Here is a 26,068-nt window from a genome sequence, read left to right as displayed (position 1 = left end):
CAAGTGGCGGTAGATACCCTGTACAGTAATCGGCACATTACGAAAGATCATCATACTGAACGGATACAATTCCAATAGTTATATCCCGAACTGTTAAGGTTGGTATAATATCACTTAATATAATCTTAAACATACCGCTACGATTTGTTAATTTTAAAAAGTGACTTTTGTAAAAAGAAAAATTTATCAACTAAAAATATGAATTTAAAACTCACTACACTCCTTGCCGGGCTTTTTATTTCAAACTTCGTCTACGGACAAGAGATTGCCAAAGGAATAGTTTATGAGGACACAAATCTGAACGGTAAAAGGGATGCAAAAGAAAAAGGGGTAGCACAAGTTGCCGTCAGCAACGGGATAGATGTTGTCCTTACCGATGCATCAGGGCGATACAACATTCCAGCGCGGGATAATAGTATTTTTTTTGTTATCAAACCCAACGGCTATCAGTTCCCAGTGGACGAAAATAACAAGCCAAAATTTTATTATATCCACAAACCGGCAGGGTCACCTAACCTAAAGTATGAAGGCAGTAAACCAACCGGGAAACTACCTAAATCTGTCGATTTTGCTTTACAAAAAGATGTCAACGAGCAAAAGAATTTTAGTGCACTGGTCTTCGGTGATCCACAGGCATACAATTTGGATGAGATCGATTATTTTGATAGGGGTATTATACAGGATATTGTGGATAAAGAGAAGTTCTCTTTTGGTCTAAGTTTAGGGGATTTAGTGGGTGACGATCTGGTTTTACACCGCCCTTACATAGAAACGGTAGGTAAGCTTGGTCTTCCTTGGTTTAACGTAATGGGGAACCACGACATGAATTATGATGTTCAGGAAGATATATTGTCTGATGAAACATATGAAAGCAATTTCGGCCCCAATAACTTCTCTTTTAATTACGGAGATGCACATTTTATCATCCTTGATAACATTTTATACCCTAATCCCCGCACAGGAAAAGGCTATTTGGGTGGTTTCCGAAAAGATCAACTAGACTTTGTAGAAAACAATTTGAAGTTTGTCCCGAAAGATAAATTGATTGTGCTAGCCTTTCATATACCTTTATTGCACAAAAATTCCAATGTTTTCCGAGATGAAGATAGACAGCGTTTATTCGATTTATTGGCAGAATACCCCAATACGCTTTCCCTATCTGCACATACGCATCTCCAAAGACATAATTTTTACACCAAAGATGATGGCTGGAAACAGGAGAAGCCGCACCACGAATATAATGTAGGTACTACTTCAGGTGATTGGTATTCGGGATTAAAAAATAAACAGGGTGTACCTGCATCAACGATGCGTGACGGGACTCCAAAAGGTTACGCCATCTTGAACATAAATGGCAATACTTATACAGTTGACTACAAAGTAGCAGGTGAGCCCGATGATTACCAGCTAAGCATTACGTTCCCAACAGAATTGCAACAAAGGAACGTCAGACGTCATACCCTGTATGCAAACTTTTTTATCGGCTCCGCTAATGATGTGGTGGAATATAGTCTCGATGGTAAAAGCTGGATCAAAATGCAACACACCGAAATAGAAGATCCTCGTTATCAATTCAACGTATTGAAGTTTGATAACGCAGCAACCTTAATGGATGGACGCAGACCATCAGCAGCGGCACCATCTACCCACATCTGGGAAACTAAACTACCTGGAAAGTTGGAAGTGGGCCAACACACTATACAGGTAAGAGCTACCGATATGTTCGGAAAAACACACTTACAAACGAAGGAACTAAAAATAGTTCAATAAATAACGTAAAAAAAGAGTGCTATGAAAAAACATAGCACTCCTTTTCATATTCCTTGTAAGTTTACCACAAATGATACCGCACACCAAACATCAAATAGTTCGGTTGTATTTCCTCCCATTCAAGATTGTATTTCAATTTATATCCAGTGTACAAGGATAGGTTCACTGCTGGAAAGTAATAACTCACGCCGACTTGTCCATTTATGACCGTAAAGTTCTCCCTTCTTTCAGGCAATACTTGTTCTTGGTCTGCCATCAACTCATTGTAACGGTAAAAGTCTTGGCTTAATCCTCCACCAACAAATACATTAAAGTTACTTTGGCTTTTATCAAACAATGATAACAGATAATCAGCACCTACGGCAACATACCCATTTCGACCGTACACCTGCGCCTGTATGGCGGAGTGCTTGGCGAAATCGTACTTTCCTTGAATACCAAACGCCCCTTGATAATCCGGAGATTCTAATTGTACATCGCCGTAGAATCCGAATGCCCAAGCATGATCTTGTGCTTTTCCATGCGACATGATTACCGATAATAGTAGCAATAGAAAGATTTTCTTCATTTGTTTAATTCGTTATTTGTAATTATTAGCTAGTCACGTCATGAATTACGAGACCTATACCGCTTATATAACTTGATTAAAATCATCAATAACACGGCCAGTCCCAATAAACCCAACACACCATAAATCCAATCAATGGCCGATCTAAAAATAACTAAAAAAACGATAGCAAAAAGAATAATGGTAGATACTTCGTTCCACAAGCGTAACTGCGAGGAGGTCCATACCGATTCGCCTCTTGCTAGCTGCTCCATAATCTGCTGACTCTTAAAGTGGTAAAACACCAAAACTGCCACAAAAGTGAGCTTCACATGCATCCAGCCCTGACTTAACAAACCCGGCGACAGATAAAGCATAGTTAACGCCGTAGCCACGGTGATGTACATCGCCGGTGTGGTAATTACCCACCAAAGCCTCCGTTCCATAACCACGAATTGCTCATGCAACACCTGATATGCAATATCCGATTTCTGCTTTGCTTCCGTATGATAGATGAACAAACGGGGCATGTAAAACAACCCTGCCATCCAGCAGACCATAAAGATAATATGCAACGCTTTTGCGTATAGATATATCATTTTATTTAATTAGCAGTTAGCAACTATATCGTTAGCTAACTTCCACTATTTACTTGTCACTTTATCACCTTCACCTTGTCACCATTTCACTCATTTTGCTAATAGCGAAATCCCTTCACCACATTGATCGCATGTTTCACGTTATCAAACGGGATATCCGGCATAATACCATGTCCCAGATTAAAGATAAATCCATTCTCGCCACGCATCCGTTCAAACAATTGCAAAATTTTGTCTTCGATAACACTCTTATCCGCATACAATACAAACGGATCCAAATTACCTTGTACGGCAACGCCCGCCGGAAGTACCTGCTTCACATTTTTTAAGTCCGCATTCCAATCGATAGATATTACATCCGGATTTGCCTCTGCCATCATCGGCGCAAATACCGACGATCCCTTACAGAAAGAAATCACTGGAACAGTGCGCTTGATATTGGCTAGGATATATTTATTATAATAGTGTGAAAAATCACGATAATCGTTCCATGACAACGCTAACGCCCAACTATCGAACAATTGTACAGCATTGACCCCAGCATCGATTTGCATATTCAGATAGTTTATCGTTACATCGGCAATTTTTTGTAAAAGCTGATGTGCTAAAGCCGGTTCGTTATTAAGCAATAACTTTGTTCGTTTAAAGTCTTTGGACGAACCTCCTTCCACAAGATAACTCAAAATAGTGAATGGGGCACCCGCAAAGCCGATTAAGGGGATACGTCCCGCCAAGCGTTCCTGTATCACGCGAATTGCATCTGCCACATACTGTAGTTTATCCACACAATCGGTTTCCAGTCTGTCCACGTCTGCCTGCGTACGTACGGGATTACTGAATCGAGGACCTACACCTTGTTCAAACGACAACTCTCCTCCCATGGCTTCTCCCGTTACCAAAATATCCGAAAATAGGATAGCCGCATCAACATCCAAAAGATCTACGGGCAGCATGGTAACATCTGCTGCAATTTCCGGTGTTTTACACATCTCTAAAAAACTGTACTTATTCTTTATTTCCCAATATTCGGGCATAAAGCGTCCAGCTTGACGCATCATCCAAACAGGAGGTCTGTCCGTAGACTGCGATAATGCAGCTCTAATCAATAAATCGTTCTGTAAAGTTTTGTCCACTAGGTCTGTTTATTTAGTTCTTTTTCTATTTTTTCAATAATCGCTTTTTGGCGTTCCGTAAGCTTAAGCTTATTGGCAAGCTCGATATAGACGGGTACGCGATCGTAATTACGTTTGCGCAAACTGATGTTTGCTAAATTGATCAATACAAATCCTTTCTCGGCATCCCTTTTCCACGGCAAACGGGATGCTAATTGAAAATGATATTCGGCATCGTCGACCCGTTCCTCTTTAAGGGCTACATTTCCCATCATAAATTCATAATAATTCCGGCGTCTCTTCCGTAGTTTGTCTGGATCCTTAATTTCCGACAACAACGCTTTTGTTTTCTCATAATCTTGTTTGTGAAACGCCTGGGTAGCTAAGAAAACGGTGCCTTCACGATAATGGCTCCATATGAAATATCCGATCAGCCCTAAAATATAAATCGAAATATTGTAGTGCTTCTCGTAAACTGCATAAAGAAGAAATGTCACCGCAATACCGATGACAATTATTCTCGCTCGTGTATTCATCTATCTCTTATGTTGGTGTATCTGTAAACTTATACCCTACTCCACGGATCGAATGAAAATACACAGGATGTTTTTGATCTGGCTCAAAATACTTGCGGAATGTTAAAATAAAATTATCGATTGTACGCGTGGATGGATAAACATCATAATTCCACACGGTTTCCAATATTTGCTCCCGAGAAACAGCTTCATTTTTTCGTTCAATCAACAGTTTCAACAGCATCGTTTCCTTTTTTGTCAACGAGGTAACCGTACCGTCCGCATGATGGAGTTCATACGAGTTAAAATAAATTGTTTTATCACCGATCGTATACGAATTAAACTCCTTTAAATCGTCTGATTTAAGTCCTCTACGAATCAGATTACCAACACGAAGAATAAGCTCTTCTAGATTAAAAGGTTTCACCAAATAATCATCCGCCCCTTTTTTCAAACCGGTGATACGATCTTCACTGCTGTTTTTAGCGGTCAGAAACATGATAGGTACTTCCGTATTCTGTAGCCGAATGGTTTCGGCAACCTGAAAGCCGTCGATTTCCGGAATCATCACGTCCAGAATAATTAGATTAAAGCGTTCTTCCTTGAAAATCTTCAACGCTTTCTTTCCGTCTGTAGCTGTGGTTACCCGATAGCCCTCTAATTCTAAATTTAATTTAATCGCTTCCAACAAGTGCTCCTCGTCTTCCACCAATAGTATACGTTGCTTAGCTTGCATAATTTTCAAATGTTACTTCAAAAATACTCCCCGATGGAGTGTTATCTTTTACCTTAATAGAGGCGTTGTGTTTTTGCAATACTGTCTTCACTATATACAACCCTAAACCCGTGCCTTTAGTTTTACGTGTCGACTCATTGCCTATCCGGTAAAACTTATTAAATATATTCTTTTTTTCTTCTTCGGCAACCCCTGGTCCGTGGTCTGCAACCGAAAAGATAATCCGATCGTCTTCCCTCTCCTTAAGCTGCACTTCCACGGTCGCACACGGAGGAGAATATTTAATTGCATTTTCAATTAAATTGGTAACCACATTCGTAATGGCGAACTTATCGGCATGGATAATGAGTCCCTCATCTAAATCGGGTTTTATAATCTGTGAGCTACATGCATTTTTTTGTAACCTATCCACCACATTATCTACTACTTCTGTAAAATTGAAGTTTTCTTTTGGAAAATTAAAACTTCTATTTTCCAATTTGGTGGTTAACAATACATTTTCGACGAGATCGTCCAATCGCTCAATATCCTTCAAGGAGTTAGAAAGAAAAACTTTCTGTTGCTCCCGTTCTAAGTCACGCTTTAGAATGGTTTGGATGTATAATTTCACCGAAGCTAAAGGTGATTTTAATTCATGGGTTACGGACAACAGAAAATTCTGTTGTTGTTGTTGTTGTTTATGCTCCCGGCTAAATAGCTTTTTTAAGCGCATGGCTCCCCAAATAAAAATCAGCAGAAAGAAAAGCCCTTCGCCGATGATCATCCCTTTGCGTTCCGGTTCGTAATTAACCAACAGGTATCCCCACCAAAGCAATTGGGTAATGGCATAAAACACCAGAAAATAAAACAGGACGAGCGCTCGCTTCATACAAGTAAATTAATGTCACGCAAAAATAACCATTTGTTAATCTGAAAGGAAATAGTAGGTGCATTATGACAATAGGTTAAGAAAGGTGTTATCTTTGTGCCATGTTTTTTCACAAAAGAGATATTTTCTTCGATTTAGACCACACGATTTGGGATTTTGACAAAAACGCACAGGAAACCTTACATGAACTTTATGCCAAATACCGTTTTGATAAATTGACCGGAAAGGCTGAGTCTGATCTTTTTATTGAAACATACACCGTCAATAATCACCGGCTATGGGGGTTATACCACCATGGAAAAATTGACAAACCCACACTACGCCGACTTCGGTTTGCCGATACATTTACGCAGTTAGGTATTGACCCCGAACTATTTCCGAAGGCCTTTGAGGAGGAATATTTACATATTTGCCCAACCAAAACAAATCTCTTTCCAAATGCTATCGAAACATTGACATATTTGCAAAGCAAATATAGATTACATTTAATATCGAATGGTTTCAAAGAAGCTTGTGAACAGAAGTTGGAACACAGCAAATTAAAATCTTATTTTAAAACAATTGTAATTTCGGAATTAATCGGCGTAAATAAACCTGATCCAAGAATTTTCGAACATGCCTTACAGAACGGGAAAGCAGAGCGAAAAACATCTATCATGATCGGGGACAACCTCGATGCCGATGTCCGAGGTGCTCAAAATGCTGGCATAGACGCGATCTTCTTTAATGCAATAGGTCTCGAACAACCACAAGATGTTCATCACATGATTCGGGATTTGGGAGAATTACAACAGGTTTTTTAAAAATGTAGAGACGCAACTAACCCAACTCACGGAAATAATTGCATCTCTACGGTATAAGTTACAATACCTTTACGGTAATATTTTTCAACCACACATCATCACCATGATCTTGAAATCCGATAACACCCGATTTAGATGCTCCGCCGACGTTATTTAACAGTTCAAATGCCAATGGCCATTTTTCTTGACTGAACTTACTCGCTTGCAATAAAGTCGTCCAATCTGACGTCCATAACGTGTATTCAACTACTTTTTCTCCATTTTGATAATGGGTTACTTTTCCGTTATTTACAACAATCTTCGCTTTATTCCATTCTCCTGCTGGATTGCCATTTTGTGGCTTAGCCGGAATCATATCGTAAAGAGAACCCGATTTGCGATTTCCGTCAACACCCTGCTTTGCGTCCGGATGATTGTCGTTATCCAGCAACTGGTATTCGGGGCTTGATACGTATATCGCTTGATCTTTTACTTCTTTTGCTAAGAAAAATACACCCGAATTCCCTGCATGAGAAATCTTCCATTCAAATTCCAGTTCAAAATTTCTGAAATCGTAGGCAAAAATAAGATCTCCACCATCTTCCTTGGTCAATCCAGATCCTTTACTGGAGAATTTCAATGCACCGTCTTCAATCATCCATTTTCCAGGAACTTTATCTTTGTTGTACCCTCGCCAACCTTCCATCGATTTGCCATTAAACAGTACATAGGCCCCTTCCGCATTTTTCGGAAACTTGTTAATATCAACTTTCGGAAGGTTATTCAATTCATACGGGGGAACATTGTCACCGGTCGTGGCATCTTGTGCCTGACAAATAGTGGCGGATAATAAAACGACCGCGCCTATCATATACATAAATCTTTTCTTCATGTTAAAACACATCTTTTAGTTTAGTTATTCGCTAAAGGTAGAAAAATATCTGATTTTTTAAAAGCCTCCCTGCATGCCTTCATCCATACCGTTGTCTCCCGCTCCACGATCCTCTCTTTTCTTAGTCAAATCTTGAATGCCAAAACGATATGTGAACGACAAAGAAAACATTCTACGCATCCAACGGTTTTCCATTTGGATGAACTGCGTCGGCAAATTATTTTCCATACGGAATCTGCGGGTGTTAAAGACATCCCGTACATTGAACATCAAACTTCCCTTGCCTGCAAGCACATCCTGACGTACGGCTACATCGAGTCCAGCCATTGACTTCATCCTACCTTGTACCCATTTCCGCGGAGCACGATAGAAACCACGAGCCTGTAAGGTGGTGGATTTTGTAAACTTTACATTGGTATTGATATTCCCATTCCAACTGAAGTTCTCTACATCACCCGTATTGAATTCTGCATAAGGCATTGTTTTGTCATAAAATAAATTCACATTTGCCGTAGCATCCCACCAGCGCAGAAAGTTCACTTTTGATATCAGTTCCAGTCCCATTGCATCCTGTTTTGATACATTCTCCCAACGGCTATACGTCACATTACTCCGATCGCCGACGATATCTGCTATTTCTTCAGGGTCTCTTAAAAACGGGCTCATCATATCACTTGAGCGGCGATAGTATGCAGAACTAATAAAATTCCATTTATCATAGAACTTCGCAAAACTCAATTCAAAGGAATGTATATCTTCCGGCAATAAGTTTGGATTACCTTGCCTGTAATTGATTTCATCGTTTACATTAATAAAAGGATTTACTTGCCAGCCACCTGGACGTTGCACACGACGGGTATAGGAAAGCTGTACTTTGTCACCGGAGTTACCCACTTCATACGATAGGAAAGCGCTGGGGTATAAACGAAAGAAATTTTGACGTCCATCATCCGTTCTTCTATCTTCTGGCAAATCTGGGTCTAAATTATGGTAAGTAGACTTTAAATAGGTTTGCTCTCCGCGTACCCCTACTTGAACACCCAGTTTTTCCGTTAGTTTACGTTGATAATTCGCATACAGCGCATGTACGCTATTGGTTAAATCAAAATTATTGCTAACACTATAATCCGGCATAAATTGATTCGTCAGCGTGTCTAACACTTCCGACCACTGCGAATCCTCACTGTTACGCACAATGGTACGATAGCCTGCCTCGAATTTATGATCTTCCGCAAACGGCAAGACATAATCCAATTGAAAATTCCAATTCTTTCCGGCTTCGCTCGTCACATTCTGTCGCTCGAAAGGTGCACGCCCGTTAGCATAAGTTTGATAAAAATCATTGGTTCCGTCTTCCGTATCATTTCCATAGGTAATATTGGCGGTAATTTCTTCTCCTTCCCTTTTAAGCTCTTGCTTAAAGTCAAAGGTTATATCCACACCTAAATCTTCTTCATATTGCTGTGAAACCCGAAAAGCACTTTCACCTAAATCGGGAACATTAAAATAACGATAATCAATGTCCGAACGCCTGTCATTATCTCGAACACTGACATTTGCCCCCAAACTAAATGTCGTTTTTGACGCTGCATACCAATCAGTACCAAACCGAAAAGTATGGTTTTTGCCTTTTCGGTTATTTTTACTTGTGCTAATCGTGCGTGCACTATTTTCTTGAATTACGCCATCGATAAGTTCAGTATTATCGTTAAAACCATCACCTGGACGATTTCTATGGGCATAGTTATATCCACCGAAAAAATTAAACTTGCGATCTCTGTAATTTAGGTCGATTCCCGCGTTATAATTATCATAAGAACCACCCGATGCTGTTACACTCCCGTTCAATCCCGTTCTTACATTCTTTTTTAATATAATATTGATGATACCAGATTGTCCCTCCGCGTCATATTTGGCAGATGGGTTGGTGATAAGTTCGACTTTATCTATACTATTGGCAGGTAAAGATTGCAACAAGGCGTTTATATCGGAACCAGCCATCGCTGACTCTCTTCCATCAATCAAAATCTTTACACTACTGGAACCCCGGAGAGAAACATTCCCGTCGGCATCTACATCAAGCGTCGGTACATTTTCAAGTAGCTCACTGGCTGAACCACCTACACTGATTAAACTTTGCGAGACATCAAATACTTTTTTATCAATTCCCAAACGCATCTCGGGCACTCGTCCTTCTACGACCACTTCTTCGATCAAGGTTCCGTCATCCATCATGAATACTTGTGCCAATTGCACGGGCTTTGGACTTGCTACGCGTACATTTTCGATAAGAACATTTTCTTTTCCGACATAACTAATCCGAATAGTATAAGTACCAAAATCCACATCAGAAAACACCAATTTCCCTTGGACGTCACTCTGTGCTCCTTGGATATAACTTTGGTTAGATTGTTGGAGAAGGGAAGCACTCGCACCTATAATAGGGTCATTTGTCTCTTCATCGATAACAATTGCTTCGATCTTCCCTTGTTGTGCAAAAAGAAATAGAGGGCAAAAAATAATAGAAAAAATCAGCTTAAAGTTTCTAGTAGATATCATGTGAAAAATTGTCCTTTTCACAAAAAAACAAAATAAAAGCTGCTATCGTTCTATCGTAACTGCATTATTACGATGTGACAAGTTATTCTACGGAGACAGTCAATCCTTCGGATTTAAGGATTTTACGATATACTTCCATCTCGGTTAAAGAGCCTTCCAGTACGGCACATTTCCCTTCCGTATGCACCTTCCAGGCAATTTGTTCGGCTTGGGCTTCGGAATATTGTAAATGCCGCATCAGGCAATCAATGACATGATCAAATGTGTTAATCTCATCGTTCCACAGAATCAAACGGTTCGAAGATTGGACAGTAGCTAATATCTCTTCAAGCGTAAACGCTTCTTGTTCTGTTTGTACACCCATGCTGCAAAAATAATTAATATTTTAAAAAATATGTAGATTTACACACTAATCATGAGGAAAGGAAGTAAGATGTTTCAATCAAAAATTGCCGGCATAGGATATTACGTGCCAAAAAATGTATATACAAACAATGATCTCACCCGGTTTATGGACACCAGCGATGAATGGATCCAGGAGCGGACAGGCATTAAGGAGCGGCGTTATGCAGACCGCATTGGAGAAACGACTACCACGATGGGGATCGAAGCGGCTAAAATTGCTATCGAACGGGCTAATACAACGATAGAGGATATTGATTTTATCATATTTGCAACGCTATCCCCCGATTATTATTTCCCAGGTTGTGGTGTGTTGTTACAACGTGAAATGGGCATGAAAGAAGTTGGCGCACTGGATATCCGAAACCAGTGCTCAGGTTTTGTTTACGCACTCTCTATTGCTGATCAGTTCATCAAAACCGGCATGTATAAAAATATCTTGGTTGTGGGTTCTGAAAAACATTCTTTTGCGTTGGACTACTCCACCCGAGGACGCGCCGTGTCGGTTATTTTTGGTGATGGTGCTGGTGCAGTCGTCGTACAGCCGACCACCGAAGCAGGAAAAGGTATCCTCAGTACCCATTTACACGCCGACGGAGCTGACGCGGAAAAACTCGCCATGTATTATCCCGGAAGCTCCGGTGGAATGTGGCTGGATCAACAGCCGAACTGGCCAGAGCAAGAACTCGGCGGCATGCTCATGACGAAGGAAATGTTGGACGATGGCACTACTTTTCCCTATATGGATGGGCAAGCGGTGTTCAAAAAAGCTGTCGTCAAGTTTCCCGAAGTTATACAAGAAGCACTAGCAAAAAACAACCTCCAATCAACCGATATTGATTTGCTCATACCTCATCAAGCCAACCTAAGGATTGCGCAATTTGTGCAGAAAACATTAGGATTAGGTGATCATCAAGTTTTTAACAATATCCAAAAATACGGCAATACTACCGCTGCCTCTGTTCCTATTGCTTTATGCGAAGCATGGGAAGAAGGAAAGATTAAAGATGGCGATCTTATTTGCTTAGCTGCCTTTGGTGCTGGATTTACGTGGGGATCGGCATTGATCCGGTGGTAACTGAAAAAGAAGCGGACTAGTCCGCTTCTTTTTCAGTTCTAGTGTTCTTCTTCTTTTTCTTGAAACCGGAATCGAAGATAACATCCCATATAGCAGAGCTGACCCCAAACCCACGCTCGGGGTCTGCATAATGATGCAGCATATGGTGATCTTTTATTTTTTTGAATAAGCCCGATTTAAAATTAGCATGGTGCATCGCGTAATGACATTCGTCATAAATAAGATAACCTAATAGAAAGCCTGCAAAAAAGGAGGCTAGTATAAATTCCGACAAGAATAGACTAAAAATAAAATAGATAATAGCAGCCAATGGAATACTAGCAGAAAGAGGCATTACTAATCGTAAACGGTCTTTCGGATAATCATGATGTACGCCATGAAAAATAAAGTGGATACGCTTGCCCCAATTAGAAGTCGGCTCATAATGAAATATCCAGCGGTGTAATACATATTCAGCCAATGTCCAAAACGCCAAACCCGCGAAAAAATACAAAGCAATATCTCCTGCAGACATTCCACCTTGTGTATGTGACTTATAGATAAAATAACCTATTACCGGGATCCAAAATATCAACGGAACACTGTAATGTATTTTCGTCAGTGATTCTAAAAAATTATTTTTAAACATCCGAATGGATTCGGTTCCGTTAGAAACATATAACTTCTTTGCCATAACACGTATTTTCTGATAACTGCAGCAAAACAAAGTTACCATGTATTACCGTCTTATCAAAGGTTTACTTTTTGAACATTTTCATATTTTTGTCAAAAACTATTACTTAAACCACCCGAACCAACAATCCTTTTAAATATTCCCCTTCTGGAAATGACGCTCGAACCGGGTGATCCTCCGGTTGGCTAAATTGTCTGATAAACTGAATTTCCTTTCCAGCATCCAAGGCGGCCCAGGCGACAACTTGCTTAAAGGTATCGATATCCATCGCTCCGGAGCATGAAAATGTAGCCAATAATCCACCAATTTCTAACAAAAGCAAGGCACGCCTATTCAAATCTTTATACGCTCTAGCCGCCTTGTCTAATGCAGAACGAGATGGAGCGTACTTCGGAGGATCAAGAATAATGACATCAAATTTTTCTCCTTCCTCCCCTAATTGACGAAGGTACTTATTGACGTCTGCTTGTACGGTGGAGTGCACCGCAGCATCTAGTTTATTGAATACTAAATTCTTCTGCAGCGTTTCTATCGCTAAAGCGGAACTATCTACCGAAACAACAGCGGAAGCTCCCGATTTCAAAGCATTCAACGTAAAGCCTCCGGTATAACAAAAACAATCCAATACCCGTTTACCACGGACGTATTGTGCCGTTAACGAGCGGTTATCCCGTTGGTCACAATAAAAACCAGATTTTTGTCCTTCAATAATATTAATTTGATAACGAATACCGTTTTCTATTACATCGACAAAGTCGGATGGTTTTTCACCATACAACAGTCCGTTCGCATCTGGTAGCCCTTCATGTTGGCGGGCGTTTAAATCACTTCGTTCATAAATACCTCTAGGTTGTATTAACTGCACCAATTCATCGATAATAACAGCCTTCATCGCTTCCACACCCGAAGAATGTACTTGTATCGACAAGAAATCACCATATTTATCTACAATGAGTCCCGGTAAAAAATCAGCTTCTGCAAAAACCAACCGCGCCGTGTCGTTCTGATCCGTCAATAAGTGGGTTCTTAACGCTACCGCACGCTGTATTCGATGACGCCACCACCTTTCATCTATTGGATGCTCTTGATTCCATTCCAACAGGCGAACGGCTACTCTGGAATGTGCATTGTAAACACCATAAGCAATAAATTCTTTATCAACATTAAAAACCTTAACAAGCGTGCCGTTTCCAGGTGTTCCATCAACAGTCTTTATGGCTCCCGAGAAAATCCAGGGATGTAATTGCCACGCAGCTTTCTCTTTCCCTTTATGCAGGATTACTTTGTTCATTAAAATCTATTTATTTTCCAACAGGTAATTTTTGAAAAGCGCGTAGTCAGCAGACAATTCCGTTACTAGTTTCGGTTTCCCGGCTAATTCTTCTGCTCCTTTTGGCAATTCGATTTTTGCAAATACTTCTCCAGAAATAGCATCTGGAAACTTACAAGGGTGGGCTGTTGACAAAAATACTGAAGCATATGTTCCCGGCTTATCCTGACGGTATTGATTCGATGCAAGATAAGCAATAGCCGTATGTGGACACGCTATATACTGATATTTTTCATAGAGTTCCTCCATCGCGTTTACGGTTTGCTCATCATCATACGTGTAAGAAGAAATCATGCTACGGAGTTCTTCCAGGCTGTTGTGGAACATATCTTGAATGCGCACCCAATTGCTCGGGTTGCCCACATCCATAGCGTTTGCTAAGGTCTGCACAGATGGTTTCGGATCATAGTCACCAGATTGCAAAAACCGTGGTACGGTGTCATTAACATTAGTTCCCGCAACAAAATGCTTCACTGGTAGTCCCATTTTGTACGCTAATAAGCCCGCACCGATATTGCCGAAATTGCCACTAGGCACCGTAAATACCACTTCTGAAATGCCTTGCGACTTCAATTGGGCATATGCCCAAAAATAATAGAATGTTTGAGGTATCAATCGAGCGATATTAATAGAGTTAGCAGAGGTTAACCGCAATACTTTATTAAGATCGGCATCATTAAATGCAGTTTTTACGAGTGCCTGACAATCGTCAAACGTACCATCAACCTCTAATGCCCGAATATTTTTTCCATTCGTTGTCAATTGTTCTTCCTGCACTTTGGAAACTTTTCCTTTCGGATAAAGTATAGTTACACGTGTACCTTCGACGCCCAAAAAACCGGATGCTACTGCTCCACCTGTATCTCCCGAAGTAGCGACCAAAACATCTAACAATTGATCGCCTTGCTTAGAAAAATAACCCATTACACGACTCATAAATCGTGCACCAAAATCCTTGAATGCATAAGATGGCCCGTGAAACAATTCCAGTACACCCGTTTCAGCATCCAAAAACCGAACAGGTGCATCAAAATTAATCGCGTCCGCAATAATAGCCTTCAAATCAGCATTCGGAATATCATCACCAATTAAAGCATTCGCGACTTCAAAAGCTATCTCCTGCAAAGAATATTGTTGAATCCGGTTAATAAAAGCGGAATCTAACGATGGAATAGTTTCGGGCATATATAAGCCTTTATCTGACGGTAAGGAATTGAAAACGGCTTCTTGAAAGGAAACCCGAAGATCTTTATTATTTGTACTATATAATTTCATCTATTTATTTTTTTTCACTCTTCAACTTATATTACTTTCGGCCCGTCAATATTTACAGGTGATACATATTTAAAACTGTCAATTTCACAATCCGTTAGATGCTGTTGGATGCGATTGGCCGCATTTTCCGCCGTTTCCTTTCCGCGTGAAATCGCGACTACCGAAGGACCAGATCCCGAAATACCAAAACTAAGCGCACCTGCATCCAGTGCAATTTGCTTCATCGTGTAAAACTCTGGAATCAAAATGGCACGGGTAGGTTCGATAAGCACATCGTGCATACTGCGACTGATTAACCCGTAATCGCTTTCATAAAGACCGGCGATTAATCCCGCAATATTGCCCCATTGTGTCACGGCATCTCGTAAAAAGACTTTTTCCTTGATAAGTTGTCGTGCATCACGCGTCGGTACATCGACCTTTGGAAACACAATTCCGGCATATAGTTCTTCCGGCACAGGCAATTTGATGACATCCAGAGGGTGTTGTCCACGGATTAGTGTAATACCTCCCATCAAGGCCGGAGCTACATTATCAGCATGTCCATGACCGCAGGCAAGACGCTCTCCCTCCACACAGAAAGGCAGAAGCTCTTCCTTCGTTAACGGATTTCCCAACAGACTATTGATGGCAAATAACCCCGCTACCGTACTGGCAGAGCTCGATCCTAAACCACTCCCAATAGGCATGTGCTTAATAAGCTCAATCTCCACACCAACTTCTGTTGAAACTCCTAGGTGCTCCAATAACATTTGAACACAAGCACTTACGGTATTTTTATCGGCATCTAGTGGCAGCCTACCGTCATCTCCAGCAATAGAGCGAATGCGTACACCCGGGGTTGCTACGCGATGCATAATAACTTCATCTCCCGGATAGTCTACCGCAAACCCTAATATGTCAAACCCACATATCATATTCGCTACGGTGGCCGGTGCAAACACCCGTACAACCTCCACAATGCTGTCGAAATCTATTTTTTTAACTGTTTTATTCTGATTCATAATGTCATTAACTAATTACGCTCCTACATTGACCAAATCAGCGAATACACCTGCAGCAGTCACTTCCGCTCCGGCTCCAGGACCTTTTACGACCAACGGACGTTCTTTATAACGCTCTGTCGTGAACGAGATAATATTGTCACTTCCTGACAAAGCATAAAAGGGATGATTTTCGTCCACCATCTCCAGTGCGATAGATACTTTACCATCTTCCAACTTACCAATGTATCGCATTACCTTCTTTTGGCTTTCTGCTTTTTCTTTTAATCCATTGAAATATTGATCGGCTTTCAACAATTCTGCATAGAAATCATCGACAGATGTAGCTTCCAAACAAGCTGGAGGAAGAATAGCTCCTAAATTAACATCAGAAGGTTCAATCACGTGCCCTGCATCTCTCGCCAAAATCAGCATCTTCCGCATGAAGTCGACACCTCCTAAATCATCCCGTGGGTCAGGCTCTGTATACCCTAATTCTTGTGCCTTCTTCACGACTTCGTAAAACGATACATCCCCCGTAAAATTATTGAATATATAAGAAATCGTTCCCGAAAGAATAGCTTCTATACGTACAATGCGGTCTCCACTCAGCATCAAGTCTTTCAACACCCGAACAATAGGCAAACCCGCTCCTACATTTGTTTCATAGAAAAAGTCGACGCCATATTTACGAGCAGTATCATGGAGTGATTTGTATTGCTTATAGTCGCCAGAATTAGCTATTTTGTTGCAGGTAACAACCGAAATATTCGATTTGAATACATCTAAATAATAAGTAGATGGAAGTGGACTAGCCGTATTATCGATAAAAACACAGTTCGGTAAATTCATGGCTTTCATGCGTTCCACAAAACCAGACAAATCTGCAACTTCTCCCTCGTCTTCCAATGTTGTACGCCAATCCGACAAATCTATACCTTCTGGACTAAATAACATTTTTCTAGAATTGGAAATACCGGCAATTTTAATTTCTAGGTCGTTATTCTCTACCAAAAAGTCGTATTGCTCATGGATCTGTTTAAATAATGTAGCACCGATATTACCCGTACCCACATTAAATACATACAGGGTCTTCTTTAACTCCGCGAAAAACGCATCATGCACGGTATTCAACGCTTTCGCCATGTTTTCTTTCTCAATAATAACGGATATATTGAGTTCCGAAGAGCCTTGTGCAATAGCACGCACGTTGATACCATTTCTGCCCAATGCATGGAATAAGCGACCGGACATACCCGGTGTACGTTTCATATTCTCCCCCACAATGGCCAATACCGAAAGATCATTTTCTACCGTAGGCAAAACCAGTTTATTCGCTTCTAATTCCAGCTCGAATTCCGCTTTAATAAGCTGCACAGCTTTCGTTGCATCACTTGGATGAACAGCAAAAGTGATACTATGCTCAGAAGACGATTGCGTGATTAGCACGACATTGATCTGCTCTCTCGCTAACAAGGTAAAAAGACGACCACTGAATCCTGATTTCCCAATCATACCACTTCCCGAAACATTGATAACAGAAATATCGGCAATAGATGAAATTCCTTTAATCGGATAAGCAGATTTCCCGCTTTCAAACTGAATAACTGTACCTGGAAATTCTGGTTCAAAAGTGTTTCTGATCACAATCGGAATTTTTTTCAAAAAAGCCGGAATCATCGTCGGCGGGTAGATTACCTTTGCTCCAAAATAAGAAAGTTCCATGGCTTCGTTGTACGACAGGGTTGGCTGCGAAAATGCTTTCTTTACAATACGTGGATCCGCTGTCAGCATTCCGTTGACGTCCGTCCAAATCTCGATAGCAGAAGCTTGCAATACCGATCCAAAAATTGCAGCCGTATAATCGGATCCCCCTCTTCCCAATGTAGTGATACGGCCGTTCTCGTTAGAACCAATAAAACCAGTAACGAATAACAGCTTGTCTGAATGGGTATGCGCAAGCGACTGAATAAGTTGATTTGTCACCTCTTCGTTAATATGCGCATGCCCAAAATTGGAATCCGTCTTTATATAATGAGAAGCGTCAATATACATGGCTTGCTCTACATATTGTTCCATGATTTTGGAGACCATATAGTTCGACAATCGCTCTCCAAAAGACACGATCAGATCTTTACTTTGTAAGCTTAGTTCCCGAAGTGCACTAATACCTTGCAAAATATCCTCTAGTTCATTGAGCATCAGCTTCAATTTAGTAAAAACCGGATTTTGATATTTTACCGCAATGAGTTTTTTCACCACCTCGAAATGACGCTCTTCCAATAATTTCAAATCTTCGTCAAAAGGGATACGCTCTGCCGCATTTTCAGCCATTTTCGTCAGTAAGTTCGTTACGCCAGCCATTGCCGACAACACGACCAAAGGCTTTTCTCCTTCATCGTAAGAGCTCTTGACAATACCTAATACCGCCTTTACACTTTCTACGCTGCCAACTGATGTCCCTCCAAACTTTAGTACTTTCATTTCAGTTTATTTATTAATTTAAAATAATGTATACTATTAACTAAAAAAGCCTTCCCATTTGGAGGAAGGCTCTATATGTTATGTACACTTTCTTATACAATAGAATTACTTCCTCCGATGAATAGCGCCGGTGGTAATAATAATCGTTGTTATAATAAGGTGTAAACTTTCCATATTTTTGAAAAACGGTATAAATATAGGAGTTTTAATTTGAATCCATCAAATATTTTTTTATTTCCATTAAAATTTTAATAATGAATCTTTAGAAAAAGTAGTTCTTTTGCTACATGCAAGAAAAAGAAGTTTGATTGAAAAACAATAAAAAATATGTTAAAATACGTTAAAACATCTTAAAATAATCACAAATATGCTTGGAAGCCTAGACATTATGTAGTAGATTTGCTTCAGTTCTGTAGAAAATATAAGACAGAATAAAAAAACGTATCATAAATCAAGTGAAATAGGCGAACATAATGAATACAAAAAAACTGATAGCAGGTATGCTTTTCGTAGGCTTATGTGCGGTGTCTCAGGCACAAACAGCAAAATCAACTTCTTCCGATCCTGATAACCTAGCCAAAGAATACTTTTCACAGATAATGGGTGTTGCCTCTAATGCAATGGCTAACACGAAGCTATATCAATTCGTATATGAATGGTTAGGCACCCCCTATCGTTTGGGCGGAGATTCTAAGAAGGGAATTGATTGCTCTAAATTTTCACTTGCTGTATATGAAAATGTATTTAACACGACCATAGGCTACAATAGTCGTAATCAATATGCAAACGTAAAACCTATTCGTAAAAACGACCTGCAACCGGGCGATCTTGTATTTTTCAAGATCCGCAGCAGACAGATTACGCATGTGGGCATCTATCTTGGAGATGACAAGTTTGCACATGCTGCATCTAGCAGAGGTGTCATGATCAGCAACCTTAACGAAGCCTATTGGAAACGATATTATTATAACGGAGGCAGACCGTCGGAAATAAATGAAGCGATGTTAGCGGATGCTGGATCCGATGATGAAGATAAAAATTTACACTAATTTTTCTTGAGACATGATTAGAAAAGGTTCGGATATATAGATATCCGAACCTTTTTTGTATTTTTATAGGCAGTAATCAACGCATACACTATGTCTAATAAACGAACCCTTATTCTGGATAAAGAACAGATTCATCAAAAATCTATCCGCATCGCATACCAGATTCTGGAAGATAATTTCGAAGAAAAATCATTGGTATTGGTGGGCGTTGCAGACCGGGGTTACGTTTTTGCGAAGCGACTTCAACAGCTTTTACAAGACATCGCTCCAGAAAAAACAATCGAACTCATCAAAGTTACTATTTCGAAAACGAAAAGAAACTTAGAAGCCACTACAAACGTACCGGTTGAAACGGCAAAAAACAAAGTAATTATATTGATTGATGATGTGCTTAATAGCGGCCGAACTTTAGCATATGGATTGGGTTTATTCCTCAATGTCCCCCTTAAGAAAATGCGGACAGCGGTATTAATTGATAGGTCTCATCACCAATTCCCCTTGTTCAGTGATTATTATGGGCTTAAGCTCTCGACAATATTAAAGGAACATGTGGAGGTTGAACTGGAAGAATTCGACCAAACAGAAGATGCGGCTTGGTTGGCATAAAATAATTTACGATTTTTTAATTCTTAGCTTCTGCCCTATTTTAAGCTGGGTACTACGCAAGTTGTTATCGGCTTTTATCTGAGAAACAGTAACGCCTTTAAATCGAGCTGCTATATGGGATAACGTGTCTCCCTTTCTGACAGTATACGTCGTATATGTCGCCGAATGCTTGGCAGTAGTCCTCGAAGCTGTGATCAACCTTTCCCCTTTGCTAGATGGACGTTTGGTTATAGAAGAAGCATCATCCGTACTAGCCAGCATGCTGGATGAAACCTCCAACTGATTATTTAACGCAACATATAATAAGCTGTCATTCAAATGTTCAGTATCCGGCAGAACCAAACGCTTTGGACTTTCTGTACTGGCGTTTACAACTGAACGCTTATACGCAGGATTGAATTTCTTAATCGTTTCCAGCGGTAAATCGACCGCTTGGGCAATTTGTTGCAAGTCAATCGGCTTTTCAATCATAACAGGCTTTGCTTCCCAAGCGAAGTCCGTAGGAGACACCAATATACCGTATTCATCGGCGTGCTTTAACGTGTATGTCATCGCGATGAATTTAGGGATATAATCCTGTGTTTCTTTCGGTAAATAAGGAGAAAGTTGCCAAAAATTCGGATTTTGTAACCCCGATCGTTGAATCGCACGTCGCACACATCCCCTTCCACAATTATAAGAAGCCAATGCCAATAACCAGTCGTTAAACTCATCGTAAGCATCCTTGAAATAGCGACTTGCTGCATAGCAGGCTGCGTAGGGATCTTTGCGTTCATCTACATAACTATCCATCGTCAAATCATATATTTTCGCCGTGGGGTACATAAATTGCCATAATCCCACTGCGCCAGAACGGGATACTAAATGTGGATCTAACGAAGATTCAATAACGGATATATATTTTATTTCATCAGGCAGCTGGCTTTCGGAAAATATCTTTTCATATATCGGAAAATAGTATTGTGCTAATCCTTGCAACTTACTCATATAAGGATTGTAATTGCGTGAGCTATATTTATCGATATAAGCTTTTATTTTTTCGTTTAAGGCTAATGGAATAGTTTGTTGTATTTTACGCATACGATTAAAGACCAATGAGTCTTCAGCTGTATGTAATGGATCACAATAAGACAATGTTTTGAGCGAATCCAATCCAGAAATAATGATATTTCGTTGGCTAGATACTGCTTCCATCAAATGCAATGGAACAGGTTCCATATCGATATGGGCTATGTCCTGGGCGTGTAGAGAGAATTGTAATCCCAATACACAAAAAGGCATTAACCACAAACGGTTTTTAATCATACGGTATTCTCGGTGTTTTTATGTAAACGTAAATTTTCCCCAAGTAGTATATTCACGTCAAAAAACTAAAAGAGTTTCGTAGAGGATTACTCTGCGAAACTCTTATTTTTTCCTTTTACCCTCTAATTTAGTTCTGGGGGTTATTGTTATTATTTGTGTTGTTGTTTTGGTTTTCACTAGGCTCTTCCCGTTGACCATCCTTAAACTCCTTCACGCCACGACCTAGCCCACGCATTAATTCTGGAATTTTTTTGCCACCAAAAAGTAACAAAACCAAAACCACTATGATAATAATCTCTTGCGTCCCGATAAATAATAATCCCGATGTATACATAGTTTTAACATTCTTAGCGTTGCTTTCATTATCAACGCATTACAAATATATAATTAAAATCCTGAATTTCCTGTAACTATTTTGCTAACCACGAAACTGGGTTCATTGCAGTCTGCCCCTGGAAGACACCAAAGTTCACAATCGAATACCCTGCATCCGGATCCTCACCTGCCGTTCCAATTTGTTGTCCTCTTCCTACTTTCTGTCCACGCCTTACGGAGACACTCTTCAGATTGGAATACGAGGTAAAATATTCCCCGTGTTTTATCACCACAAAACTTCCAATTACCTGCACCACATCTCCTTCGAAGACTGCTTTCACCGGCGCGTTATCAGCTGTCCGAATGGCCACATCAGAGTTATCGATACGCACATTCCGTTCTACCGTTTCGAAACCAAAGTTCCGCACAACATTTCCTTGTGACACTGGCCAAGGTAGTCGTCCGCGATTGGATTTGAAATCTGCGGATAGTTTTGCTGCTTCCGGTGTAGAGCGAAGGACTTCACTATCTGATTTCCGTGGTGTCGATTTTTCCACTTCTTCTACAGTTTTACCTGTCCGTTTGGCTTCTGCCTCTGCAGCTTTTCTCCGTGCTTCTTCTGCTAATTTACGCTGTGCTTCGATTTCCCGACGGATCGCCGCTTGAATCATCGCATCAATACGTTTCTTCTCTTGCTGCTTCTGACTAAGCTGCCCTTTGTATGTTGATTCTTCTTTTTGCAGCTGGCTGAGTTCCTTTGCATGCACAGATCGATCCTTAGCAATAATCTCCTTTTCTGCTTCCTGTTCTCTCAACAGCTTATTTTGCATTTCACGATCTCTCTCCAATTGCGCGATTTTCAGCTCAATCTCCTTTCTAGTCGCTTCAATTTCAGCAGCTTTTATCTTACGTGCATCATTAAACTGCTGTAGATATTTCACGCGTTTAAAAGCTTGGTTAAAATCTTTCGAAGCAAAAATAAACATGAGCTTGTTATACCCATTTTTATTACGGAAAGCAAAGAGAATCATTTTCTCATAATCCTTCCGCATCTTTTCCAACTCGGCTTTTAACTCGTTAACAGCCTTCGTATTCTTTTGGATATTGTTATTAATAATCCGTAATTCTGAACTTATCGTCTTGATTTTGTCTTCGCGGAGATTTAGTTGCCGACTTAATGCATTCACCTCTTTTTGAGAAAGTAACTTTTCTTGTGTTTTGGCACGCACAATTTTCATTAACTCCGCAATCTCTACATCTATCTTCTCTCGTTGCTTTTTTAATTCAGCGCTACTTTGAGCAGAAACCAGTGCTACCCCGACACTGCAAATAAACAAGAAACTAAATAGTATTTTTTTTATATCCATGAACCGTTTTTCTCTTTTTTTCGGCAAAAATAAGCCTACAAAAATAAAGATTATTTTGCGCTTTTATGATGATCGTCCCTAATTTATTACTTTATATCGACTAGGAACAGTAAAAGGCATTTCGATATGTTCATTAAAAGAGACACGATTATATCCCAATCGTGCTTTCAGCGAAACGTCTTCTCCTACGATATTTAACGCGATATCTTGCGGAAAATTATAGCCGTTCGTTTTTACATAGTCTCCATAAAAAGCTTCAAGATTGTTTCCTCCTCCTACTTCTTGCAAGATGAAATGGAAAGGCCTATTTTCCTTATTGATACGGTATTGATAGGATAATTGTTCTTTAATCCCGACAACAATAAGCTCATCCACAGCACTGGCTACCTGCACATCGGTCGCACGCAACAAGTTCGAAGACACATTCGCCATTAACAAATCTTGGAGCGTCGCAAATGTAATACCGCGGTTCGTATAATTATATATATAAGTAAAAGGTTTCGCGATATACTCCCCCGGCAATTTATTAAGTATTTTAACACTGTCGGGCGTTATGAAGATACGGGCCACCTCGATACCTAATGTGGCCGTGACGGACATCCAGATAGCCTTATCTCTTTCTATCCGTACATTCAACGTAATGTCCTGTGTATTTTTACCCATCTCGATTTTTGTCTTTGCTCGTCCGGAGAATGTATAAAAATCCAGATTATTCATTTCAAAAGTCTTGATACTCGCTGCATTAGCCGCACTAATTTCTGCCGGTGTATCATGCGATGGCATAGCTATTTTTCGCTTTGTTTTACAAGAAGTAAAAACTAAGGTACCGACTATTACCAACGAAATTATTCTACTCCACATAACTTTTTGTTGCTATTTTCGACTTCAATTTTTCTACATCGATATCCTCCCCATCACTCACCGCCAAAGCTCTTTCCCATTGCTTCAATGCATCTTTACTGTTTCCTGATTTAAATAAGATATCGCCATAATGCTCATACAGCACTGCCGATGGCGACGACCCGCGAACTGCCTTTTCTATCCATTTTAACGCTTCTTTATAATTCTCTTGCTGGAAAAGTACCCATGCATATGTATCCTGAAAAGTAGCAGATGCTGGTTCCAGTTCGTTGGATTGTCGAGAAAGTTTTTCGGCCAAATCGAGCTTCTCTTTGCGTTCAGCCAGATAATACGCATAGTTATTCATAGCCGTAGCATTTGTACTGTCTAATTTTATAGCCTCTTCATAAGCTACATCCGAAACATCGGCCATCCCTAATTTATGATATAAATCGCCAAGGCCTGCATAGATGAGCGATTGTAAATATGTATTATCTTCTCCGCTATTATCCAACGCAGCTTCCATCAATTTGCGAGCATTCTCTCCATCATCTTTCACCATATACGCCAATCCCGTAAAATACAATAACATCGGATTATTTGGATTTGCTTCTAATGCTTCTAAACCGTGGTCAACGGCTTGATCCACCTCATTAAGTGCCATTTCCACATTCATCAACATACGCCATGCATCGACGTGTGCACGGTTAATACCTACCGCTGTTAGAAACAAAGACCGAGCTTCCTGCAAATTTCCTCTGCGCCAAAGGACATCACCTTTCGCTACATGGCTATCGGCAATTCGCGGATGCTTCAATACCAATATATTTGCTAACCCTTGAATCTGTTCCAGCGTAAATCCCGATTTCCCACGCAACAATGTAAACATGACACGGTGTTTATCCATATAGTTGACATCCATCGATTCGAAAGCTTTTCGTAACGACTCCAAAGCTTGTTTACTTCTTTTGCCTGCGGTATAGGCATCTGCAAGATCTAGATATAACAATGGATCGTTCGTGTTTTTTAATCCTTTCTCTAAGATCTGTATGGCTTGCCTTGTTGCATTTCTATCCATATAGATGAATCCCAACGTACTGTACACCTGGCGGAGTCCCGAATTTTCCTGCATTCGAGCCAATAATATTTTTTCTGCCTCCTGTTTTTTGTCCAGATCGACCAGCATTTCTGCTTTCATCACATCCAGGGTATCGGAATCTCCAAATTTTGCTACCGCATCATCATACACCTGTAAAGCCTCTTCTGATTTTTTGGATGCGTGAAGTAATAACATTTTCTCCCGATAAAGTGACTCATTGTCAGGGAGCTCTTCAATAGCACGGTCAATTACCGGAACCGCAGCTGCCAGATCTCCTTTGCTTTTATGGAGTTCGACCAGATAATTAGCATATAACATATTTTTAGGCTCTATCTCCCATGCCTTCTCTACGATAGGTATCGCCATATCAAAATTACGAGCCTGTCCGTATAAAAGCGCTTTTGCATAATACACCTCTGCCGCATCGGGATATTTGGCGATAATATCATCCAGTTTCTCTATCGCTCCTGCAAAATCGCCCGTACGTAATCTTCCCTCTACATCAACTAACAATTGCTTATATGGCTTATCGCCTTCCTGCTCTTGCGCATAAAGATTTTCTATGCAAAACAATCCTAAGATGGTAATTAAACCTATACAAGCTATTTTTTTCAACATATTCATCCCTTTTCTTTCTTATTTTATTCGTGGAAACAAAGCCCACTTTATAAAGATGACAAAAAAAAGTAAAAGTTTAGTGTTTGTATCTTAAAATAGGTTAAATTTTGAATTTTTACACGTTTTTCGTTCGCCGTCATTTTTTACGTACTAACCATTCTTTAGATTTTTTCTTTACAAAATATTATATTTAGATTTGGCCAATTAACTAATTTAAATCTAATGTACAGAAGCTCAAACCGCCCATCGGAGCAAAGAAATTTC

General features: G+C 40.1%; 24 protein-coding genes. 5 read left to right on the top strand and 19 right to left on the bottom strand.

All coding sequences use genetic code 11. The annotated features are described in order from the left end of the window. The first annotated feature begins 198 nt into the window (after nt 1-198). Complete coding sequence (locus H8B06_RS07975) at nt 199-1,770, top strand: calcineurin-like phosphoesterase C-terminal domain-containing protein (RefSeq protein WP_190993759.1); 1,572 nt, start codon at nt 199-201, stop codon at nt 1,768-1,770. Nucleotides 1,771-1,831: 61 nt separating this feature from the next. On the opposite strand, the gene H8B06_RS07970 is transcribed toward H8B06_RS07975, so the two are convergent. From H8B06_RS07970 to H8B06_RS07945, 6 genes are all read right to left on the bottom strand, one after another. Further along, a complete protein-coding gene (locus tag H8B06_RS07970; RefSeq protein ID WP_190993758.1) occupies nt 1,832-2,338 on the bottom strand; it encodes a hypothetical protein in 507 nt (168 codons plus the stop codon). 38 nt (nt 2,339-2,376) lie between these two features. Continuing rightward, nucleotides 2,377-2,916: a protoporphyrinogen oxidase HemJ gene (gene hemJ, locus H8B06_RS07965; RefSeq protein WP_190993757.1), complete on the bottom strand. Its 540-nt coding sequence runs from the start codon at nt 2,914-2,916 to the stop codon at nt 2,377-2,379. 98 nt (nt 2,917-3,014) lie between these two features. Further along, nucleotides 3,015-4,049: a uroporphyrinogen decarboxylase gene (hemE, locus tag H8B06_RS07960; protein WP_190993756.1), complete on the bottom strand. Its 1,035-nt coding sequence runs from the start codon at nt 4,047-4,049 to the stop codon at nt 3,015-3,017. Next, complete coding sequence (locus H8B06_RS07955) at nt 4,049-4,564, bottom strand: hypothetical protein (RefSeq protein ID WP_190993755.1); 516 nt, start codon at nt 4,562-4,564, stop codon at nt 4,049-4,051. The genes hemE and H8B06_RS07955 overlap by 1 nt, the downstream gene beginning before the upstream one ends. Before the next feature lie 7 nt (nt 4,565-4,571). After that, nucleotides 4,572-5,279, bottom strand: a complete 708-nt coding sequence (locus H8B06_RS07950; protein WP_190993754.1) for a response regulator transcription factor — start codon at nt 5,277-5,279, stop codon at nt 4,572-4,574. Continuing rightward, nucleotides 5,269-6,147 carry a sensor histidine kinase gene (locus tag H8B06_RS07945; protein WP_190993753.1) on the bottom strand — a complete coding sequence of 293 codons (879 nt, stop codon included), beginning with the start codon at nt 6,145-6,147 and terminating at the stop codon, nt 5,269-5,271. Before H8B06_RS07945 ends, H8B06_RS07950 begins: the two co-directional genes overlap by 11 nt. Nucleotides 6,148-6,248: 101 nt before the next feature. Here H8B06_RS07945 and H8B06_RS07940 point away from each other — a divergent pair, with 101 nt between their 5' ends. Next, on the top strand, nt 6,249-6,950 hold the full coding sequence (locus tag H8B06_RS07940; RefSeq protein ID WP_190993752.1) for a YjjG family noncanonical pyrimidine nucleotidase: 702 nt from the start codon (nt 6,249-6,251) through the stop codon (nt 6,948-6,950). Nucleotides 6,951-7,008: 58 nt separating this feature from the next. Here H8B06_RS07940 and H8B06_RS07935 read toward each other — a convergent pair whose 3' ends face one another. From H8B06_RS07935 to H8B06_RS07925, 3 genes are all read right to left on the bottom strand, one after another. Further along, on the bottom strand, nt 7,009-7,821 hold the full coding sequence (locus tag H8B06_RS07935; RefSeq protein WP_190993751.1) for a 3-keto-disaccharide hydrolase: 813 nt from the start codon (nt 7,819-7,821) through the stop codon (nt 7,009-7,011). A gap of 57 nt (nt 7,822-7,878) precedes the next feature. Then, a complete protein-coding gene (locus H8B06_RS07930) occupies nt 7,879-10,380 on the bottom strand; it encodes an outer membrane beta-barrel family protein (protein WP_190993750.1) in 2,502 nt (833 codons plus the stop codon). 82 nt (nt 10,381-10,462) lie between these two features. After that, nucleotides 10,463-10,744, bottom strand: coding sequence for an ATP-dependent Clp protease adaptor ClpS (locus tag H8B06_RS07925; protein WP_190993749.1), 282 nt, complete (start codon nt 10,742-10,744; stop codon nt 10,463-10,465). A gap of 51 nt (nt 10,745-10,795) precedes the next feature. Here H8B06_RS07925 and H8B06_RS07920 point away from each other — a divergent pair, with 51 nt between their 5' ends. Beyond that, nucleotides 10,796-11,860, top strand: coding sequence for a 3-oxoacyl-ACP synthase III family protein (locus H8B06_RS07920; protein WP_223857541.1), 1,065 nt, complete (start codon nt 10,796-10,798; stop codon nt 11,858-11,860). Nucleotides 11,861-11,876: 16 nt separating this feature from the next. On the opposite strand, the gene H8B06_RS07915 is transcribed toward H8B06_RS07920, so the two are convergent. The 5 genes from H8B06_RS07915 to thrA all read right to left on the bottom strand — a co-directional run bounded on the left by H8B06_RS07915 (nt 11,877) and on the right by thrA (nt 18,605). Further along, nucleotides 11,877-12,533, bottom strand: coding sequence for a sterol desaturase family protein (locus tag H8B06_RS07915; protein ID WP_223857540.1), 657 nt, complete (start codon nt 12,531-12,533; stop codon nt 11,877-11,879). 106 nt (nt 12,534-12,639) lie between these two features. Continuing rightward, nucleotides 12,640-13,824, bottom strand: coding sequence for a class I SAM-dependent rRNA methyltransferase (locus H8B06_RS07910; protein ID WP_190993748.1), 1,185 nt, complete (start codon nt 13,822-13,824; stop codon nt 12,640-12,642). 6 nt (nt 13,825-13,830) lie between these two features. Next, nucleotides 13,831-15,138, bottom strand: a complete 1,308-nt coding sequence (thrC, locus tag H8B06_RS07905; protein WP_190993747.1) for a threonine synthase — start codon at nt 15,136-15,138, stop codon at nt 13,831-13,833. A gap of 26 nt (nt 15,139-15,164) precedes the next feature. Next, entirely contained in the window at nt 15,165-16,142 is a 978-nt protein-coding gene (locus H8B06_RS07900) for a homoserine kinase (protein ID WP_190993746.1), read from the bottom strand. A gap of 15 nt (nt 16,143-16,157) precedes the next feature. Then, entirely contained in the window at nt 16,158-18,605 is a 2,448-nt protein-coding gene (gene thrA / locus H8B06_RS07895) for a bifunctional aspartate kinase/homoserine dehydrogenase I (RefSeq protein ID WP_190993745.1), read from the bottom strand. 473 nt (nt 18,606-19,078) lie between these two features. Here thrA and H8B06_RS07890 point away from each other — a divergent pair, with 473 nt between their 5' ends. Together H8B06_RS07890 and H8B06_RS07885 are read left to right on the top strand one after the other, a co-directional pair. Next, the gene (locus H8B06_RS07890) at nt 19,079-19,654 is read left to right on the top strand and encodes a C40 family peptidase (RefSeq protein ID WP_130141393.1); all 576 of its coding nucleotides are present in this window, start codon (nt 19,079-19,081) and stop codon (nt 19,652-19,654) included. 90 nt (nt 19,655-19,744) lie between these two features. Beyond that, nucleotides 19,745-20,260: a phosphoribosyltransferase family protein gene (locus H8B06_RS07885; protein WP_190993744.1), complete on the top strand. Its 516-nt coding sequence runs from the start codon at nt 19,745-19,747 to the stop codon at nt 20,258-20,260. A 6-nt stretch (nt 20,261-20,266) separates the two neighbouring features. On the opposite strand, the gene H8B06_RS07880 is transcribed toward H8B06_RS07885, so the two are convergent. The 5 genes from H8B06_RS07880 to H8B06_RS07860 all read right to left on the bottom strand — a co-directional run bounded on the left by H8B06_RS07880 (nt 20,267) and on the right by H8B06_RS07860 (nt 25,804). Beyond that, nucleotides 20,267-21,565 carry a lytic transglycosylase domain-containing protein gene (locus tag H8B06_RS07880; protein WP_190993743.1) on the bottom strand — a complete coding sequence of 433 codons (1,299 nt, stop codon included), beginning with the start codon at nt 21,563-21,565 and terminating at the stop codon, nt 20,267-20,269. Nucleotides 21,566-21,692: 127 nt separating this feature from the next. Next, nucleotides 21,693-21,899, bottom strand: coding sequence for a twin-arginine translocase TatA/TatE family subunit (locus tag H8B06_RS07875; protein ID WP_130141396.1), 207 nt, complete (start codon nt 21,897-21,899; stop codon nt 21,693-21,695). A 76-nt stretch (nt 21,900-21,975) separates the two neighbouring features. Beyond that, complete coding sequence (locus H8B06_RS07870; RefSeq protein ID WP_190993742.1) at nt 21,976-23,247, bottom strand: murein hydrolase activator EnvC family protein; 1,272 nt, start codon at nt 23,245-23,247, stop codon at nt 21,976-21,978. A gap of 78 nt (nt 23,248-23,325) precedes the next feature. Then, entirely contained in the window at nt 23,326-24,108 is a 783-nt protein-coding gene (locus H8B06_RS07865; protein WP_190993741.1) for a DUF4292 domain-containing protein, read from the bottom strand. After that, nucleotides 24,098-25,804, bottom strand: a complete 1,707-nt coding sequence (locus tag H8B06_RS07860; RefSeq protein WP_190993740.1) for a tetratricopeptide repeat protein — start codon at nt 25,802-25,804, stop codon at nt 24,098-24,100. Before H8B06_RS07860 ends, H8B06_RS07865 begins: the two co-directional genes overlap by 11 nt. Nucleotides 25,805-26,068 lie beyond the last annotated feature (264 nt).

This window comes from Sphingobacterium micropteri, assembly GCF_014692515.1.
Lineage (GTDB): Bacteria > Bacteroidota > Bacteroidia > Sphingobacteriales > Sphingobacteriaceae > Sphingobacterium > Sphingobacterium micropteri.
The sequence above is the reverse complement of the archived record's forward strand: the minus strand, read 5'-3'. Positions and strand labels throughout refer to the sequence as shown.